The organism is Pseudomonas mucoides, from assembly GCF_015461845.1.
Taxonomy (GTDB): domain Bacteria; phylum Pseudomonadota; class Gammaproteobacteria; order Pseudomonadales; family Pseudomonadaceae; genus Aquipseudomonas; species Aquipseudomonas mucoides.
Map to the genome: position 1 here is coordinate 1503139 of NZ_JACOPW010000001.1, position 17282 is coordinate 1520420.

The 17282-nt window shown below is 60.0% G+C and carries 17 protein-coding genes; 5 read left to right on the forward strand and 12 right to left on the reverse strand.

The window, feature by feature from the left end; genetic code table 11:
* Positions 1-126: 126 nt before the first annotated feature.
* Both H8F22_RS07080 and H8F22_RS07085 read left to right on the forward strand, forming a co-directional pair.
* Entirely contained in the window at positions 127-1359 is a 1233-nt protein-coding gene (locus H8F22_RS07080; RefSeq protein WP_194939887.1) for an aminotransferase class I/II-fold pyridoxal phosphate-dependent enzyme, read from the forward strand.
* An 18-nt stretch (positions 1360-1377) separates the two neighbouring features.
* On the forward strand, positions 1378-2544 hold the full coding sequence (locus H8F22_RS07085) for a multidrug effflux MFS transporter (protein ID WP_194939888.1): 1167 nt from the start codon (positions 1378-1380) through the stop codon (positions 2542-2544).
* On the opposite strand, the gene yiaY is transcribed toward H8F22_RS07085, so the two are convergent.
* Entirely contained in the window at positions 2541-3689 is a 1149-nt protein-coding gene (gene yiaY, locus H8F22_RS07090) for an L-threonine dehydrogenase (RefSeq protein ID WP_027925578.1), read from the reverse strand. The two genes, H8F22_RS07085 and yiaY, sit on opposite strands and share 4 nt — an antisense overlap.
* 156 nt (positions 3690-3845) lie before the next feature.
* Here yiaY and H8F22_RS07095 point away from each other — a divergent pair, with 156 nt between their 5' ends.
* Positions 3846-4865, forward strand: a complete 1020-nt coding sequence (locus H8F22_RS07095) for a DUF4917 family protein (protein WP_027925579.1) — start codon at positions 3846-3848, stop codon at positions 4863-4865.
* Between the two features lie 189 nt (positions 4866-5054).
* Here the strand turns inward: H8F22_RS07095 and H8F22_RS07100 are convergent, their stop codons facing one another.
* The 3 genes from H8F22_RS07100 to H8F22_RS07110 all read right to left on the reverse strand — a co-directional run bounded on the left by H8F22_RS07100 (position 5055) and on the right by H8F22_RS07110 (position 6466).
* Positions 5055-5399, reverse strand: coding sequence for a YegP family protein (locus H8F22_RS07100; RefSeq protein ID WP_194939889.1), 345 nt, complete (start codon positions 5397-5399; stop codon positions 5055-5057).
* A 165-nt stretch (positions 5400-5564) separates the two neighbouring features.
* Positions 5565-5870, reverse strand: coding sequence for a ribbon-helix-helix domain-containing protein (locus H8F22_RS07105; RefSeq protein WP_027925581.1), 306 nt, complete (start codon positions 5868-5870; stop codon positions 5565-5567).
* Between the two features lie 14 nt (positions 5871-5884).
* The gene (locus tag H8F22_RS07110; protein ID WP_027925582.1) at positions 5885-6466 is read right to left on the reverse strand and encodes a DJ-1/PfpI family protein; all 582 of its coding nucleotides are present in this window, start codon (positions 6464-6466) and stop codon (positions 5885-5887) included.
* A gap of 301 nt (positions 6467-6767) precedes the next feature.
* Here H8F22_RS07110 and H8F22_RS07115 point away from each other — a divergent pair, with 301 nt between their 5' ends.
* Positions 6768-7658, forward strand: coding sequence for a DMT family transporter (locus tag H8F22_RS07115; protein ID WP_194939890.1), 891 nt, complete (start codon positions 6768-6770; stop codon positions 7656-7658).
* A gap of 74 nt (positions 7659-7732) precedes the next feature.
* Here H8F22_RS07115 and H8F22_RS07120 read toward each other — a convergent pair whose 3' ends face one another.
* The 4 genes from H8F22_RS07120 to H8F22_RS07135 form a co-directional block, all read right to left on the reverse strand.
* Positions 7733-8947, reverse strand: a complete 1215-nt coding sequence (locus H8F22_RS07120) for a class I SAM-dependent methyltransferase (RefSeq protein ID WP_194939891.1) — start codon at positions 8945-8947, stop codon at positions 7733-7735.
* Between the two features lie 123 nt (positions 8948-9070).
* Positions 9071-9688 (reverse strand): TPM domain-containing protein, encoded by a 618-nt coding sequence (locus H8F22_RS07125; protein ID WP_027925585.1) that lies wholly within the window; start codon positions 9686-9688, stop codon positions 9071-9073.
* 28 nt (positions 9689-9716) lie between these two features.
* A complete protein-coding gene (locus H8F22_RS07130) occupies positions 9717-10472 on the reverse strand; it encodes a TPM domain-containing protein (RefSeq protein ID WP_027925586.1) in 756 nt (251 codons plus the stop codon).
* 34 nt (positions 10473-10506) lie between these two features.
* Complete coding sequence (locus H8F22_RS07135; protein ID WP_027925587.1) at positions 10507-11115, reverse strand: LemA family protein; 609 nt, start codon at positions 11113-11115, stop codon at positions 10507-10509.
* 235 nt (positions 11116-11350) lie between these two features.
* Between H8F22_RS07135 and bglX the strand changes: the two genes are divergently transcribed.
* Positions 11351-13642 carry a beta-glucosidase BglX gene (bglX, locus tag H8F22_RS07140; RefSeq protein WP_194939892.1) on the forward strand — a complete coding sequence of 764 codons (2292 nt, stop codon included), beginning with the start codon at positions 11351-11353 and terminating at the stop codon, positions 13640-13642.
* Between the two features lie 149 nt (positions 13643-13791).
* Here bglX and H8F22_RS07145 read toward each other — a convergent pair whose 3' ends face one another.
* The 4 genes from H8F22_RS07145 to H8F22_RS07160 all read right to left on the reverse strand — a co-directional run bounded on the left by H8F22_RS07145 (position 13792) and on the right by H8F22_RS07160 (position 17162).
* Positions 13792-14949, reverse strand: a complete 1158-nt coding sequence (locus tag H8F22_RS07145) for a phospholipase D-like domain-containing protein (RefSeq protein WP_027925589.1) — start codon at positions 14947-14949, stop codon at positions 13792-13794.
* Position 14950: 1 nt separating this feature from the next.
* Positions 14951-15541: a YceI family protein gene (locus tag H8F22_RS07150; RefSeq protein WP_194939893.1), complete on the reverse strand. Its 591-nt coding sequence runs from the start codon at positions 15539-15541 to the stop codon at positions 14951-14953.
* Between the two features lie 209 nt (positions 15542-15750).
* Entirely contained in the window at positions 15751-16071 is a 321-nt protein-coding gene (locus H8F22_RS07155) for an amidase (protein WP_194939894.1), read from the reverse strand.
* Positions 16068-17162 carry a serine hydrolase domain-containing protein gene (locus tag H8F22_RS07160; RefSeq protein WP_194939895.1) on the reverse strand — a complete coding sequence of 365 codons (1095 nt, stop codon included), beginning with the start codon at positions 17160-17162 and terminating at the stop codon, positions 16068-16070. Before H8F22_RS07160 ends, H8F22_RS07155 begins: the two co-directional genes overlap by 4 nt.
* Between the last annotated feature and the right edge of the window lie 120 nt (positions 17163-17282).

Here is a 17282-nt window from a genome sequence, read left to right on the forward strand (position 1 = left end):
CGCCCTACATGTAAATCTCTTGTAACACTCAACCGAACAGGAAACGGCCGATTCAGCGCCCACACCCCACGCTGTAAAGTCTGGAAACACACGGACGGTTTCATCACTCAAGGACAGACACGTCACATGGACCAGACAACGCACGCGGCAAACACTTTCACCAACTATCGAAAACTGATCTCGCTAGCCGATCACGACTGGGAAACCGCGGAAGCGGGAAAAGTCGCGGGGCTGAACGTCGACATCAGAAGCAGCAACCGCATGGTTGACCAGCACGGACGCGCTTTTCATCACTTCTGTACTACCTCCTACCTGGGCCTGGATCACCATCCCGACTTACTCGATGGCGCCATGACCACCTTGTGGGAAACCGGCACCCTGCGCATCGCCAACTCGAAAAATCGCTGCAAACTGGCAATCCTCGATCAGTACGAAACGGAGCTGTCAGCGTTGTTCGGCGCCACATGCCTGAGCACCTTGTCGTGCAGCGCGGCGAGTGCCGGCGTCCTGCCGCTGCTGGCCAGCGGCGTGTTCAACGAGAACCGGTCGCCGGTGATGGTGTTTGACCGCTTGGCACACTATTCGATGAGTCACCTCAAAGCCGCCTGCGCCGACGAAACCAGGGTCGTGACCAGCCCGCACAACGACATGGATTTTCTGGAAACGCAGTGCCAGCAACATGCCAGGGTCGCGTATGTGGCCGACGGTGCGTACAGCATGGGCGGGGTCGCCGACCTGGACAGCCTGTTGTACCTGAAGGACCGTTACGGCCTGTTTCTTTACCTCGACGATTCTCACGCTTTGTCCGCTGTCGGCACGTTCGGTGCGGGCCTCGTGCGTCCCAGGTTGCAGGCGCTGGAGGATGACGCCTTGATTGTCGCCTCATTGGCCAAGTCATTTGGCGCCAGCGGCGGAATGGTGATGCTGGGCAACGAACGGCAGAAAAAACTGATTCAACGCTACGGCGGCCCCAGTAACTGGTCGCAAAGCCTGAACAGCGCGTCCATCGGTGCGGGCAGAGCGTCCATCCTGCTGCATCACACGCCTGCATTGACTGCGTTACAGGAAAAGCTTCAGGTTAATATCCGCCTCTTTGACAGCCTGATTCGAACCGCACAATACGCCAGCAACATGCCGATTCGCTTGATCCACTGCGGTGAAGCGAGGCTGGCCAACCGTATTGCCATCGAATTATCCAATCTGGGTTTCTTTACCTCGGCGGTGTTTTTCCCCGTGGTTGCACAAGGCAAGGCCGCCATCAGAATCACGCTACGCGCCGACATGGAGCCGACGCTGATTCGACATTTTTGTGAACTCGTCACCGAGCTTTTACGCACCTGCGCCGGGGACGCCCGCTAGACATCCAGGGATGATTCCATGAAGAGCAGCACCACCCTCCTCGTCACCTGCAGCACGGTTTTCCTCGCGCAACTGGGCATGAGCATTTACCTGCCGGCGCTGCCGGAGATGGCTCGGCACCTGTCCGCCGACGCTTCGCAGGTGTCCTGGGGACTGGCGGTGTATCTGATCGGCATGGCGCTGCCGATGTTGTTCTGGGGCAGCCTCGGCCAGCGCATCGGCCGCAAACCGGTGCTGCTCGCGGCACTTGGCATTTATGGCTTGGCCAACCTTGCGCTGCCGCTGGGCCAGACGCTTGAAGCGTTTCTGTTTTTTCGGCTGCTACAAGGCATTGGTGCCAGCGGGATTTCAGTCATGGCACGGGTGTTGATCCGCGACAGTTTCCGCGGTGAGCTGTTGGCCAAGGCGTTGTCGTGGATTTCGATTTCGTTCGTGATAGCGCTGGGCATCGGCCAATACCTGGGGTCGGTCATTCAGGTCGCACTGGGCTGGCCGGCGATTTTCTATCTGCTGGGTGGCACGAGCCTGTTGATGGCGATCGTCGTGGCGCGGGTTTCTTTTGCGGTGCTGGTCGAGGACAACGTTCAGACGTCTGCGTGGCCCAGTTACGGGCGCATTCTGCGTGATCGGGCGTTCTTGCTGCCGGCGCTTACCGGTGGCCTCGGCTACGGGGTGATCATTGCCTTCAACACGGCCGCGCCGCTGATTCTGCAAGGGCCGTTCAACTGGTCGGCCGTGGAATATGGCCTGCTGGGCTGGCCGATCAGCGCGGCGTACTTTCTGGGAGCACTGGGGGTCAATGCCTTGGTACTGCGCACCGGTCAGCGCCGGTTGATGACGGTGGGCGTCGCTCTGGTGCTGACCGGGAGCGCGGTGATGTTGCTGGGCAGCCTCGTCGGCACCTCCATTGCGCTGCTGTTCTGGTTGCCCTATTGCGTGGCAGTGTTCGGGCAGTCGTTGACGTACCCGATCAGCCTGTCGCTGGCGAACGACGGTTCACCGGTCGGGGGTGCCTATGCGATGGCGTTGAGCGGCTTTATTCATCAACTGATGGCAGCGATCATTGGCGGTGTTGCCAGCCTGATCGCCAGTCAGCAGGCATGGCCGTTGTCGTTGCTCTGTACCTTGCTGGCGGTGGGCGCGATGCTGTGCGTCATGCTCGCGCCCGGTCGCAAAACGGCCTAAAAGGCGCTGCGAAAAATCTCCTCGATCTGGCGCTGATCCGCCGCCCGGGGATTGGTAAAACCGCAGGCGTCTTTCAGCGCATTGGTGGCAAGCATGGGGACGTCATTGAGTCTGGCGCCGAGCTCACGCAATCCGGCCGGGATGTCCACATCACTGGACAGGCGACGGATCGCGGCAATAGCCGCTTGAGCACCCTCTTCAGGGCTGAAACCACGGATGTCGGCGCCCATCGCATGAGCCACGTCGGTCAAGCGCGGGGCGCACACCTGAGCGTTGAAGCTTTGAACGTGGGGTAGCAGCACTGCGTTGCAGACGCCATGAGGCAAGTCGTAGAACCCACCCAATTGGTGAGCCATGGCGTGGACATAACCCAGGGACGCGTTATTGAACGCCATGCCCGCCAGGAATTGCGCGTAGGCCATGTTTTCCCGCGCCGCCATGTCATCGCCGTTGCGCACCGCCAGCCGCAGGTTGTTGCTGATCAACGTGATCGCCTTCAGTGCACAAGCATCGGTGATCGGGTTGGCGGCGGTGGAGACGTACGCTTCGATGGCGTGGGTCAGTGCGTCCATGCCGGTGGCGGCCGTCAGCCCCTGGGGCATGGCGACCATCAGCGCCGGGTCGTTGACCGACAGCAGCGGCGTGACGTTGCGGTCGACAATGGCCATTTTCACGTGGCGCGATTCGTCGGTGATGATGCAAAAACGCGTCATCTCGCTGGCGGTGCCGGCGGTGGTGTTGATCGCGATCAGCGGCAGCTGCGGTTTGCTTGATTGATCGACACCTTCATAGTCGCGGATCTGCCCGCCGTTGGTCGCACATAACGCGATGCCCTTGGCGCAGTCGTGGGGCGAACCACCCCCGAGAGACACCACAAAATCGCAGCAACTTTCCTTCAACAAGCCCAGGCCGAGCTCAACGTTGGCCATATTCGGGTTGGGTTTGGCGCCGTCAAAGATCACCGAATCGATGTCCTGCATCGCCAGTTTTTGCGCAATCATTTTCGCAACGCCGGCCTTGGCCAGCCCGACGTCGGTGACAATCAGCGCTTTGCGAAAGCCATACTTGCCAATGGTGTCCATGGCTTCGTCGAGGCAACCCGTGCCCATGATGTTCACGGCGGGAATGAAAAACGTGCTGCTCATGAGCGATTCTCCTGGCTGGGCCGAATCGGCGACGCCGATCCAGCGGGACGCCCACAGCTTCGACCCTTCGCTCACGCAGTAACTTGATCTGGCTCAAGTCATGGTCGTGATAAAGTCGCCGCCCATCAGACCTTTTGCTTTGAGACTTTGACCGCAATGACCGATTTCCAGGATGTTGATGCCCAACTTGAAGACTGGAACGCCTTGCGCGCCACCGCCTCGTTCAGCGGCCTGCTGGTGGGCAACGGCGCCAGCCGTGCGGTGTGGGACGACTTTGGTTACGACTCGCTGTTCGAGAATGCGCGCACCGTCGAAGAAAAACCGCTGAGCCAGTCCGAGCTGAGCGTGTTCGAGGCGATGCAGACACGCAGTTTCGAACAAGTGCTGAGCGCGCTGAAAACCACCAGTCGCGTGAACAAGGCGTTGGCCGTCAGCTCCGCCGCACCGCGCAATCGCTATTACGCGATCAAGGAAGCGCTGATCAACACCGTGCATGCAGTACATATTCCATGGCGACTGGTCGTGCCTTCGACGCTGGCGACCATCAGCTCGGAACTGGGCAACTATCGGACGGTGTTTACCACCAACTATGACTTGCTCAATTACTGGTCCATCCAGCATCAGCCGGACGCGATCACCGACCTGTTCCAGGGCGCCGAGCCGGGCTTTGACCTGAGCGTCACGGCGACCGATAAAACCCGTTTGCTGTACCTGCACGGTGGTTTGCACCTGGTGCGCAATCAGGACGGCACGGCGCGCAAGCTGATGTCGACCGAGGGCACGCTGCTCGGCAGTTTCGCGATCAACAATACGATCAAGACCCTGGATGACGTGCCGCTGTTCGTGAACGAAGGGCCGGCGCAGGACAAGCTCAAGACCATTCGCAGCTCGGATTATCTGTCGTTCTGTTATGACCAGTTATTGGGGCATGGCGACGGGTTGTGTGTCTTTGGACATGCGCTGGGCGAGCAGGATAGCCATATCGTTCATGCGTTGCGCCAGGCGAAACCGTCGGTGGTGGCGATCTCGATTTATCCGCGCAGCAAGGCGTTTATCCAGCATCAGAAGCGGCATTACGCGAAGGTGTTTGAGGGGACGGGATCAGCGCTGCGGTTTTTTGATTCGAAGACGCACGCGTTGGGGAATCCGAAGCTTACGGTTCCGGTTGAGGTTTAGCGGCGAGGCGGCTGACGCCTTCGCGAGCAGGCTCGCTCCCACATTGGGTTTGCGGCGTATACAAATCCTTGTAGGAGTGAGCCTGCTCGCGATGGCGGTCTGACATTCAACCTCTTCGTCGAATGTTAAGCAGCGATCGCGAGCAGGCTCACTCCTACAGCGGGATGTGTGTGAGTTTGAAATGTGTGTTTAGAGCACCGGCAAGGTCTTGTCCTTGATCACCGTGGTCGGCCCGTTGGCTTTCACACTGGCAATGCCCTTATCCATCGCGGCAGCGGAGGCGTACGACTCGCTGCTGCCGATAATCTCGTGGTTACCGGCCTTGAGGTTGAAATAAGGATGGCCATCCTTGGTGGTCTTTTTTTCGTAGCGCTCATCCAGCGGGCTGTTGAACTGAACCGATGCAATGCCTTTGTCGGCGGCGGCGCGGGTGGTGTACAGCTCGCTGGTCAGAATGGTTTCGGCATTGGCGGCCTTGAGAACAAACCTGAACTGGCCACTGCTGCTTTTGCTCACTTCGTACCATCCGGACATGCTCTTTCTCCTTGGCGATTGAGAGGTTTCGCGTTTCAGAGTAAAGACCACACCACGGTTTCTGTCGCCTGCACAGGCCCCATCGCGAGCTGGCTCACTCCTACGATGGAAATGCGATCCCCTGCAGGAGTGAGCCTGCTCGCGAATGGGTCTACGCGGTATTAGCTACTTCACCACCGCCCGAACCACCGACAATTCCGGCACAGCGACCCGCCGCTGACTCAAATACCGCATACAACTCACCCGCAAAAACGAGGCAAAATTCACCACTTCCCCCCGGTAATCCATCACCTCTTCATACAGCTTGGCGATCAGTTGGTTGGTGGTCATGCCATCGACTTCGGCAATTTCGCTGAGAATGTCCCAGAACTGGTTCTCCAGCCGCAGGGTGGTGACCACCCCGCAGATGCGCAGCGAGCGGGAGCGCGATTCGTAGAGGATCGGATCGGCCTTGACGTAAAGCTCGCACATGGACAGGTCCCTCGTTACAGCGTGATTTTGGTGCCCAGCAACCCGAGGAAACCGGCGAGCCAGCTCGGGTGCGCCGGCCAGGCCGGGGCAGTGGCCAGATTGCCTTGAACATGGCCTTGCGTCACCGGGATATCGATGAACGTGCCGCCCGCCAGACGGACTTCCGGGGCGCAGGCCGGGTAAGCACTGCACTCGCGGCCTTCGAGAATTCCGGCCGCTGCCAGCAATTGCGCGCCATGACACACGGCAGCAATCGGCTTGCCGGCCTTGTCGAAGGCGCGCACCAGGTCCAGGACTTTGTCGTTCAGGCGCAGGTATTCCGGCGCACGGCCGCCGGGGATCAGCAGCGCGTCATAGTCGGACTCAGCGACTTTGGCGAAATCGAAGTTCAGGGCGAACAGGTGGCCGGGTTTTTCGCTGTAGGTCTGGTCGCCTTCGAAGTCGTGGATCGCGGTGCGCACGGTCTGGCCGGCGGTTTTGTCCGGGCACACGGCGTGGACGGTGTGACCGACCATCAGCAGCGCCTGGAACGGCACCATCACTTCGTAGTCTTCGACGTAATCGCCGACCAGCATCAGGATTTTCTTGGCAGCCATGGGGAGGACTCCTCTGGGGGAACATTGGCAGGAGTATTCAAGGTAGTCCTTATCCAGTGGGTCGGGTAATAACCTGCTACTACCTGATGGACCGCATCATCGTTCATCGCGGGCAAGCCACGCGCCCAACAGTTGACCGAGTCGTCCATGGGAATGCGATCAACTGTGGGAGCGTGGCTTGCCCGCGATGGCGCCCTCAAACTGTACGGATAACTCTGCGCCTAGCTGTAACAGCGCAGCCAACGCGGTTTGTGGCTAGATGAAGGTACTTCCCATCACCCTGAATTCTGGTCCCCAAATCATGTCCTCGCGCGAAAACACCGGCATGGCCCTCGGCCTGCTCGGCGTTGTGATTTTCAGCCTCACCCTGCCCTTCACGCGAATCGTCGTGCAGGAACTGCATCCCCTGCTCAATGGCCTCGGCCGGGCGCTGTTCGCGGCGGTGCCGGCGGCGGTGCTGTTGCTGTGGCGACGGGAGAAATGGCCGACCTGGAAACAGGTCAAAGGCCTGACCCTGGTGATCGCCGGGGTCATTCTCGGTTTTCCGGTGTTGTCGGCGTGGGCCATGCAAACCTTGCCGGCGTCCCACGGTGCCCTGGTCAACGGTCTGCAACCGCTGTGCGTGGCGCTGTACGCCGCGTGGTTATCCCACGAACGGCCGTCAAAAGCCTTCTGGGCCTGCGCCGCGTTGGGCAGTGCATTGGTGCTGGGTTATGCGTTGATCAGCGGTGCCGGCAGCATTCAGGCCGGTGACTTGTTGATGCTCGGGGCAATTGCGGTGGGTGGTCTGGGCTACGCCGAGGGCGGTCGATTGGCCAAGGAAATGGGCGGCTGGCAGGTGATCTGCTGGGCGCTGGTGTTGTCGACACCGCTGTTGATCGGACCGGTGGTGTATCTGGCGCTGCAACATCAAGGCGAAATTTCAGCGAAGACCTGGTGGGCGTTTGGTTATGTTTCGCTATTTTCGCAGTTCATTGGTTTTTTTGCCTGGTACGCCGGGTTGGCGATGGGCGGGATTGCGCGGGTCAGTCAGATTCAGTTGTTGCAGATCTTCTTCACGATTGCATTTTCGGCGTTGTTCTTTGGTGAACACATCGAGCCGATCACCTGGCTGTTTGCCGCCGGGGTGATCGTGACCGTGATGCTGGGCCGCAAGACCGCGGTTAAACCCGCACGCATCGCCACCGCCTGAACGGTAGGAGCCCGGCTTGCTAACGATGGCGTATTCGAAATCGCCATCGCCGGCAAGCCGGGCTCCTACAGGGCTCAGAGGTAGCCGTCAGCCCGCAGCAGGGTTTCAAGACAGTGTTCGCTGATGTGGTAGAAATCCTTCAGCGCCTGAATCTTCACCAACAGCTGGGCCGGGTCCACCGGCTCGGCGCGTTTGACCGCCAGGATCATCTTGTTCTTGTTGGTGTGGTCCAGCGAGATGAACTCGAACACCTTGGTTTCATAACCGCAGGCTTCAAGGAACAACGCGCGCAAGCTGTCGGTGACCATTTCAGCTTGCTGGCCCAAATGCAGACCGTATTGCAGCATCGGCTTGAGCAGTGCCGGGCTCTGGATTTGCAGGCGGATCTGTTTGTGGCAGCACGGCGAGCACATGATGATTGAGGCGCCGGAACGAATGCCGGTGTGAATCGCGTAGTCGGTGGCGATATCGCAGGCATGCAGGGCGATCATCACGTCCAGCTTGCTCGGTGCCACGCTGCGCACGTCACCGCATTTGAACACCAGCCCCGGGTGCTCGAGTTTCGCCGCAGCGGCGTTGCACAAGTTGACCATTTCTTCACGCAGCTCGACACCCGTCACCACGCCTTCAGCGTTCAAGGTGTTGCGCAGGTAGTCGTGGATGGCGAACGTCAGGTAACCCTTGCCCGAACCGAAATCCGCCACCTGCACCGGCTTGTCCAGCGCCAGCGGTGAGGTAGTCAGCGCATGGCTGAAGACTTCGATGAACTTGTTGATCTGCTTCCACTTGCGCGACATCGCCGGGATCAGCTCGTGTTTGCTGTTGGTCACGCCAAGGTCGGCGAGGAACGGCCGGCTCAGGTCGAGGAAGCGGTTTTTTTCGCGGTTGTGCTCGGCGGATGGCACTTCACGCAATTGCTGAGATTTGCTCTTGAACAGCGAGGACTTGCCCTTTTTGCTGTATTCGAGCTGGGCTTCATCGGTCAATGACAACAAATGCGCATTTTTGAACGAGGCCGGCAGCAGCGCGGCGATGGTCGCGACACCTTCGGCCAGCGGCAGGTTCTTGGTGATGTCGCGGGTTTTGTAGCGATAGACGAAGGACAGGCAAGGCTGATCCTTGACCGTCAGCTGATTGATGATCAGGCGCTGTAAATCCGCTTCGGTACCGACGTACTTGGCCAGCACCAGCTTGATAAAGGCGTTGGCGTCGAGGCTGGTTTGCAGCAGGTCGATGAACTGGGCGTGGTGATCCGGCGCGAGGCTGGCGGGAGTGGCGGTGACGGACATGGGCAAAACGGCCTCGGGCGGAGCGAATCGGGGAATGGCGGGTATTTTAGGGGGGATGTCGATGCAGGGCACGGGTAATTTCCCGAACGGCACGATCTGTAGCAGCTGGCGCGTGGTCAAGCATCAGCCTAACACCACCAACCGGTTCGGCAACTCATTGCGCACCTGCGTTACCGGCACATGCACTTTAAGTAATTCACCACACGCCTCGATGCACGTCACGAACCCTTGCAACGTCTGCCCCTGTTTCACCTGCTGGGTGAACGCCGCCACAATCGAATCCCAGTTCTTGTTGTCCAGCCGCCTGGAAATCCCTTCATCCACCAGGATTTCCACATAGCGCTCAGCCTCGCAGACAAAAATCAGCATTCCGGTGCTACCGACCGTGTGGTGCAGGTTCTGCTCCAGGAATTGCCGGCGCGCCAGGTTCGAGGCGCGCCAGTGCCGCACTGAACGCGGGACCAGGTGCGTGGTGACTTTCGGCAGGCGGAACACCAGGCACAGCACCACAAAAGTGATCCATTGCACCAGCAGCAAGCTGTGCAGGGTCAGCCATCCGCTGAGGTAATGCACGATCCCCGGCACCATCAGCGCCAGCAGGCTGGCCCACAGCAGCGGAATGTATGCGTAGTCGTCGGCGCGGGCAGCGAGCACGGTCACCAGTTCGGCGTCAGTGTCGCGCTCGACCCGGGCAATCGCCTCGGCGACTTTGCGTTGTTCGTGTTCAGTCAGTAATGCCATGTTGAAAAGTGCCTGCTCATTATTGTTATCACCAGCCGCCCGACGAACCGCCGCCCCCGAAACTGCCCCCGCCGCCGCTGAAGCCCCCGCCTCCACCGCCGCCACCAAAACCACCGCCGCCGAAACCGCCGCCCGAACCACCCGAACCCCCACGGCCGGAGGGCAGAAGCCCGAGCATCTGCAAGACAAAAATCGTCAGGATGAACAGCATCACCAGAAACACGAAGACGCCGGGATGACGCGCCACGAAGTCGCTGTCCTCATCACCGCGCGGCTCATAGACCGTTGAGGGTTCATCCAGCGGACTGCCGCCCAACACCACCAGCATCGCCGCGACCCCGTCGCTGATGCCTTTGCTGAAGTTACCCGCCTTGAACGCGGGGGTGATCACCTGATTGATAATCACCGAACTTTGCGCGTCGGTCAGTCGATCTTCGAGGCCATACCCGACTTCGATGCGCAATTTACGCTCATCGCGCGCAACGATCAGCAGCGCGCCGTTATTTTTATCTTTCTGGCCAATGCCCCAGGCTCGGCCCAATTGGTAGCCGAAGTCCGCGATGTCGGTGCCTTGCAAGTCCGGCAACGTGACCACCACCAACTGCTCGCCGGTGGCGCTTTCATGGGCCTGAAGTTGTTGTGTCAGTTGCTCGCGCACCGACGGCTCGATCATCTGGGCGTTATCGACCACCCGCCCGGTCAGCGCCGGAAACTTCAACTCGGCCTGCGCCGTCAGGGCACACACCCAGAACAACAGCATCAGCCCCACTTTCAACACGCGCATTGGCAACCTCATCCGTGGTAATGCTTTTAGCCGGTCAGAACTTTACCTGAGGTGCCTTATCGGCATCCGGCGTGGTCGCCTCGAAGGTTTCGCGGATCGGCAAATCGCTGTACAAAACGGTGTGCCACAAGCGACCGGGAAAAGTACGAATCTCAGTGTTGTACTTTTGCACCGCGAGGATGAAATCACGACGGGCCACGGCGATGCGGTTTTCGGTGCCTTCAAGTTGCGACTGCAAGGCGAGGAAGTTCTGGTTGGCCTTCAGGTCCGGATAACGCTCGGACACCACCATCAAACGGCTCAAAGCCCCCGTCAGTTGATCCTGGGCCTGCTGGAACTGTTTGAGTTTTTCCGGGTTATCCAGGGTCTTGGCGTCCACCTGAATAGACGTTGCCTTGGCCCGTGCTTCAATCACCGCGGTCAGGGTTTCTTCTTCGTGCTTGGCATAGCCTTTGACAGTTTCCACCAGGTTGGGGATCAAGTCGGCGCGACGCTGATACTGGTTCTGCACCTGGCCCCACGCGGCCTTGGCCTGCTCGTCGAGGGTCGGAATCGTATTGATGCCGCAGCCCGCGAGCACAGTGGTCAACAGCATCAGGGCTGCCACCTGCAAGCTCGAGCGATAGTGGTGTCTTGCATTCATCTGGGTCACTCCCTGGCACATTCCGTTGAAAAACCAATCACACTCTTCTGACCGGGCACTTGGGGCATAATCTGCCGCCGCCACTGGATTGCAACGAGCCAATGGGCTAAAAGATGCCCCTGCACAAAAAACACGCAGAAGTGTGCTGCATTTACTTGAACAACAATAGTCGCTCCCTAACTTTTGGCTGATCGGCGCGTATTCACTGCCGTTTAGGCTTTTGAGAAAACAATTCATGAAGAAGCTGTATTTGCTGGGCCTGTTCGTCAGCCTGGCCAGTCAAAACGTATTGGCCGCCACGACCCCCGCACCTCTGGAGAACAAGGACGCCTTCATCAGTAACCTGATGAAGCAGATGACCCTCGATGAAAAGATCGGCCAATTGCGCCTGATCAGCATCGGCCCGGAAATGCCACGCGAACTGATCCGCAAGGAAATCGCGGCCGGCAACATCGGCGGCACGTTCAACTCGATCACCCGCCCGGAAAACCGTCCGATGCAGGACGCGGCCATGCGCAGCCGGTTGAAGATCCCGATGTTCTTCGCCTATGACGTGATCCACGGCCACCGCACCATTTTCCCGATCCCGATTGCCCTGGCTTCGAGCTGGGACATGGACGCCATCGGCCGCTCCGGGCGCATCGCCGCCAAGGAAGCCGCGGCGGACAGCCTCGACATCACCTTCGCGCCGATGGTCGACATCTCCCGCGACCCGCGCTGGGGCCGGACTTCCGAAGGCTTCGGTGAAGACACCTACCTCGTGTCGCGCATTGCCGGCGTGATGGTCCGAGCCTTCCAGGGTTCAGGCGCCAACGCGGCTGACAGCATCATGGCCAGCGTCAAACACTTTGCCTTGTACGGCGCGGTCGAGGGCGGTCGCGACTACAACGTGGTCGACATGAGCCCGGTCAAGATGTACCAGGACTACTTGCCACCTTACCGCGCGGCGATTGACGCCGGTGCCGGCGGGGTGATGGTTGCCCTGAACTCGATCAACGGCGTGCCGGCCACCGCCAACACCTGGCTGATGAATGACCTGTTGCGCAAGGAATGGGGCTTCAAAGGCCTGGCGGTCAGCGACCACGGGGCGATTTTCGAGTTGATCAAGCACGGCGTCGCCGCTGACGGCCGCGAAGCCGCGAAGCTGGCGATCAAGGCCGGCATCGACATGAGCATGAACGACACGCTGTACGGCAAAGAACTGCCGGGGCTGTTGAAATCGGGCGAGATCGCGCAAAGCGACATCGACAACGCCGTGCGTGAAGTGCTCGGCGCAAAGTACGACATGGGCCTGTTCAAGGACCCGTACCTGCGCATCGGCAAGGCTGAAGATGATCCGGCCGACACCTACGCCGACAGCCGCCTGCATCGCCCCGAGGCCCGTGACGTCGCGCGTCGCAGCCTGGTGTTGCTGAAGAACCAGAACGAAACCCTGCCGCTGAAGAAAACCGCGAAAATCGCGTTGGTCGGCCCGCTCGCCAAGGCGCCAATCGACATGATGGGCAGCTGGGCAGCGGCGGGTAAACCGGCGCAATCGGTGACCCTGTTCGACGGCATGAACGCCGCCGTCGCCGACAAGGCCACGCTGATCTACGCCCGTGGCGCCAACATCACCAGTGACAAGAAGGTCCTGGATTACCTGAACTTCCTCAACTTCGACGCCCCGGAAGTGGTGGATGATCCGCGTCCGGCGCAAGTGCTGATCGATGAAGCGGTGAAAGCCGCCAAGGATGCCGACGTGGTGGTGGCAGCGGTGGGCGAGTCCCGTGGCATGTCCCACGAATCGTCGAGCCGCACCGACATCAACATCCCGGCCAACCAGCGCGATCTGATCAAGGCCCTGAAAGCCACCGGCAAGCCACTGGTGCTGGTGTTGATGAACGGCCGCCCGCTGTCGATTCTCGAAGAGAAGGAACAGGCTGACGCGATTCTGGAGACCTGGTTCAGCGGCACCGAAGGCGGCAACGCCATCGCTGACGTGCTGTTCGGCGACTACAACCCGTCGGGCAAACTGCCAATCACCTTCCCGCGCTCGGTGGGTCAGATTCCGACCTACTACAACCACCTGAGCATTGGCCGGCCATTCACGCCGGGCAAACCGGGCAACTACACCTCGCAGTATTTCGATGACACCACCGGCCCACTGTTCCCGTTTGGTTTCGGCCTGAGCTACACCGATTTCAGCCTGAGCGACATGGCCCTGTCGTCGACCACACTGAACAAGACCGGCAAGCTCGACGCCAGCGTCACGTTGAAAAACACCGGCAAACGCGACGGCGAAACCGTGGTGCAGTTGTACATCCAGGACGTGACTGGCTCGATGATCCGACCGATCAAGGAGCTGAAGAACTTCCAGAAAGTCATGCTCAAGGCCGGCGAACAGAAAGTCGTGCACTTCACCATCACCGAGGACGACTTGAAGTTCTACAACACCCAGCTCAAGTTCGCTGCCGAGCCGGGCAAGTTCAACGTGCAGATCGGCCTGGACTCCCAGGACGTGACACAGCAGAGCTTTGAGTTGCTGTAATTATTCAAACACCGCAAAAACCTGTGGGAGCCGAGCTTGCTCGCGATGAGGCCATAACATCCAACACCTATGTTGACTGTTACGCCGCCATCGCGAGCAAGCTCGGCTCCCACAGTGGTTTTCCTCCAATGGTTTTTTGGGTACGGCGGCTATCCGCGGCGATCCAGCAGGTTCACCACCAGCCGATCCACCCAGCCCCAGATCCGTTGCTTGACCCGCTTCCACAATGGCCGGCGTTGCCATTCTTCGAGGCTGACTTCCTGGCTCTGCGCAAAGTCCCGTTCGAAACTCCCCGCCACTGCCAGCGTCAGCCCTGGGTCCAGCGCTTCAAGGTTGGCTTCCAGGTTGAAGCGCAAGTTCCAGTGATCGAAATTGCATGAGCCGATGCTCACCCAATCATCGATCAGGACCATTTTCAGGTGCAGGAAACACGGCTGGTACTCGAAAATTTTCACCCCGGCCTTGAGCAATCGCGGATAGTAGCGATGCCCGGCGTAACGCACCGACGGGTGATCGGTGCGCGGCCCGGTCAACAACAGGCGCACGTCAACACCCCGACCGGCGGCCCGGCGCAGTGAGCGGCGGACTTTCCAGGTCGGCAGGAAGTACGGCGTCGCCAGCCAGATGCGTTGCTGGCCGCTGTTCAGCGCGCGAACCAGCGATTGCAGAATGTCGCGGTGCTGGCGGGCGTCGGCATAGGCCACCCGGCCCATGCCTTCACCCATCGACGGCACTCGTGGCAGGCGCGGCAAGCCAAAATGCGAGGCCGGTTTCCAGGCCCGTCGATGGCGGTTGGCGATCCATTGGCGGTCGAACAACAATTGCCAGTCAATGACCAAAGGCCCGGTGATTTCCACCATGACTTCGTGCCATTCGCTGGTGTCTTCACCCGGCGTCCAGAACTCATCGGTGACGCCCGTGCCACCGACCACCGCCAGACTTTGATCGACCAGCAACAGCTTGCGGTGATCGCGGTAGAAGTTGCCGACCCAACGCCGCCAGCTCAGGCGATTGTAGAAACGCAATTCGACCCCGGCCGCCGTCAGGCGCTGACGCAAGGTCAGGGTAAACGCCAGGCTGCCATAGTCATCGAACAGGCAGCGCACGCGCACACCGCGTTCGGCTGCCGACACCAGGGCTTGCACCATGGCCTCGGCGCAGGCGCCCGCCTCCACCAGATACAGCTCCAGCTCGACCTGTTCTTCGGCGCGGGCAATCGCGACCAGCATGCGTGGGAAAAACTGCGGACCGTCGATCAGCAGCTCGAAGTGGTTGCCTTCACGCCAGGGAAAGATTGCGCCGGCCATGTCAGCGCGCCGTGAAAATCAGTACCGCACCCACCGGTACCGACAGACTGATGGCCGACAGATCGGCAACCTTGCGCAACGTTTCCAGCCCGGGAGCCAGATCAAAATCTTCGGCATTGATTACCAGCGGCTCCAGGGTTACCACTTGAAAGCGTCGGTCATCGAGGCGCGTCGCCAGCAATTCGGCGTTGTATTGATGTTGCTTGCCATGCAGGTTGACGGTCAGCGGCAAGCGCAACTCCAACTGCGCGCCGGGCGCGAGGTCGTTGATTGGACGCAGATCAATCTGCGCAGTAATCAACGCTTCAGGATAGGTCTGGATCTCGAACAGCTCTTTGCGCATCCGTTCATCACGCAAGGGGATGCCGCTGTTCACCGACTCCAGCTCGACTTCCACCTCGGCGAGGCCTTTGGCGTCGACCTTGCCGTGCAACACCAGAAAGCGCTGCACTTCGGAGAGGTTGGCGTTTTTGGTGCTGATGAACGACAGCCGCGAGGACTCCCCGTCCAGATACCAATCGGCGCGGGCCGACAGCGTGGCACCGGCCAACAGCAGGAACGCGAGGGTTTTAGAGAGGGAGCGGTTGAACATAGAGACTCGTGTGCAGATAAACCTGCACGAACCTTAACCGCCCGGCAGCAAGATGCAAACCTGTAGTCGTTGGCGAAGCCTGCGTTCGGCGGCGAAGCCGTCGTGAAATCCTGCGAAGCGAGGCAACCTGAAGTACCGCGGCGCTTGGTTTTACGACGGCTTCGCCGCCGAACACAGCCTTCGGCAGCGGCTACAAAGGTTCGTGGGCGTCAGGGTTGCAGACGGCAACCTTGGCGTTCGCCGATCCACACAGCGCTGTTGCTACGGCCCATGCCACTGACCGTGACCCGTTTGCTGGCGGCATCATCGACAAAACTGCTGGTCGGCAGCCACTGCTTTACATAGCGGTGGCAATACCCGGTCTCGTTGTTCATCACATACCGGCACGAGCAATATTCTTTGGCGGTGTAGGCGCTGATGATGTCAGGGAACGCCCACAGCGCCACTCGCTCCTGCCAGATCCAGCTGAGCAACGCGACCAGCAATACCAGGAACAACGCGCTGAACGGTCTGTGTCGAAGAAAACTCATGGCTGCACCTTTTGAGCAAACGCCTTGAGCGCGAGTTTGAGCAATTCGTTGTGCTGGTAGCTCCCGTCGCGATCATCGCCATAGCGCACGATCACCAGGTTTTCGCTGGGGATCACGTACATCGCCTGCCCCCAATGACCCAGTGCGGCGAAGGTATCGGCCGGCGCATCGGGCCAGGGTTGTGCCGCCCCGTCCACTGCGCGATTGAGCCACCATTGACCGCCAGGCACGGCGTCATCCTGATGAGCGTGATAGCGGGCGAACGGTTCGCGATTGAAGGCGACCCAGTCTTTGGGCAGCAACTGACGACCCTGCCAGCGCCCGTCGCGCGCCATCAATAACCCGATGCGTGCCAGATCGCGAGCCGTGAGATAGGCGTAGGACGAAGCGACGAAAGTGCCCGTGGCATCGGTTTCCCAAACGGCATGGTGGATGCCCAAGGGCTCGAACAGCGCAGTCCACGGATAGTCTGGATAACGTGCCGGGCCGACGATATTTTTCAGCGCGGCGGCGAGCAAACCGCTGTCACCACTGGAGTAACGAAAGGCCTGACCGGGCTCGGCGTATTCGGGATGCTCGGCGGTGAACGCAGCCATGTCCTGATGACCACGGGTGTAGAGCATCGCCACCACCGAGGACTTCAACGGGGCGTATTCATAGTCTTCCTGCCAGTCCAGCCCCGAAGCCCAATGCAGCAGGTCGGCCATGGTCACGCCGGGGTGTTTTTTCATCGGCGGATAAAACGTCTGCACCGGGTCCTGAAGTTTGAACAAGCCTTCGCCATAGGCCACACCCAGCACCGTGGCCATGAGGCTTTTGCTGATCGACCACGTCAGGTGTGGCGTGTCGGCGGTGGTCGGGCCGGCGTAGCGTTCGTAGATCAATTGACCGTCGCGGATCACCAGCAAGGCGTCGGTGCGCACGCCTTTTCGGGTGCTGTCGTCGCGGGGTGGGAAGGCGTAGGTTTCCAGGGCTTGAAGCGCTGACCCGGTGATGGCCGGGGCGGTTGACCATTGCTCGGCCGGCCAGTTTTCGGCGTGGGTCGGGAGGCTGAGCAGCAGCATGACAATGAGGGACAAGCCTTTGAACATGGCGTGGGCTCGGGAGGATTAACTTGCTGAGCCTAGTTGAGGTTGATGACAGTTTTGGGATCTGTGTTGCCCATACTGGCCCCATCGCGAGCAGGCTCATTCCTACAGGGGAATGCATTT

Excerpts from the sequence above, each read along its gene's own strand:
- H8F22_RS07080 (WP_194939887.1), top strand. The coding sequence starts at position 127 with ATGGACCAGACAACGCACGCGGCAAACACTTTCACCAACTATCGAAAA.
- H8F22_RS07085 (WP_194939888.1), top strand. The coding sequence starts at position 1,378 with ATGAAGAGCAGCACCACCCTCCTCGTCACCTGCAGCACGGTTTTCCTC.
- yiaY (WP_027925578.1), bottom strand. The coding sequence starts at position 3,689 with ATGAGCAGCACGTTTTTCATTCCCGCCGTGAACATCATGGGCACGGGT.
- H8F22_RS07095 (WP_027925579.1), top strand. The coding sequence starts at position 3,846 with ATGACCGATTTCCAGGATGTTGATGCCCAACTTGAAGACTGGAACGCC.
- H8F22_RS07100 (WP_194939889.1), bottom strand. The coding sequence starts at position 5,399 with ATGTCCGGATGGTACGAAGTGAGCAAAAGCAGCAGTGGCCAGTTCAGG.
- H8F22_RS07105 (WP_027925581.1), bottom strand. The coding sequence starts at position 5,870 with ATGTGCGAGCTTTACGTCAAGGCCGATCCGATCCTCTACGAATCGCGC.
- H8F22_RS07110 (WP_027925582.1), bottom strand. The coding sequence starts at position 6,466 with ATGGCTGCCAAGAAAATCCTGATGCTGGTCGGCGATTACGTCGAAGAC.
- H8F22_RS07115 (WP_194939890.1), top strand. The coding sequence starts at position 6,768 with ATGTCCTCGCGCGAAAACACCGGCATGGCCCTCGGCCTGCTCGGCGTT.
- H8F22_RS07120 (WP_194939891.1), bottom strand. The coding sequence starts at position 8,947 with ATGTCCGTCACCGCCACTCCCGCCAGCCTCGCGCCGGATCACCACGCC.
- H8F22_RS07125 (WP_027925585.1), bottom strand. The coding sequence starts at position 9,688 with ATGGCATTACTGACTGAACACGAACAACGCAAAGTCGCCGAGGCGATT.
- H8F22_RS07130 (WP_027925586.1), bottom strand. The coding sequence starts at position 10,472 with ATGCGCGTGTTGAAAGTGGGGCTGATGCTGTTGTTCTGGGTGTGTGCC.
- H8F22_RS07135 (WP_027925587.1), bottom strand. The coding sequence starts at position 11,115 with ATGAATGCAAGACACCACTATCGCTCGAGCTTGCAGGTGGCAGCCCTG.
- bglX (WP_194939892.1), top strand. The coding sequence starts at position 11,351 with ATGAAGAAGCTGTATTTGCTGGGCCTGTTCGTCAGCCTGGCCAGTCAA.
- H8F22_RS07145 (WP_027925589.1), bottom strand. The coding sequence starts at position 14,949 with ATGGCCGGCGCAATCTTTCCCTGGCGTGAAGGCAACCACTTCGAGCTG.
- H8F22_RS07150 (WP_194939893.1), bottom strand. The coding sequence starts at position 15,541 with ATGTTCAACCGCTCCCTCTCTAAAACCCTCGCGTTCCTGCTGTTGGCC.
- H8F22_RS07155 (WP_194939894.1), bottom strand. The coding sequence starts at position 16,071 with ATGAGTTTTCTTCGACACAGACCGTTCAGCGCGTTGTTCCTGGTATTG.
- H8F22_RS07160 (WP_194939895.1), bottom strand. The coding sequence starts at position 17,162 with ATGTTCAAAGGCTTGTCCCTCATTGTCATGCTGCTGCTCAGCCTCCCG.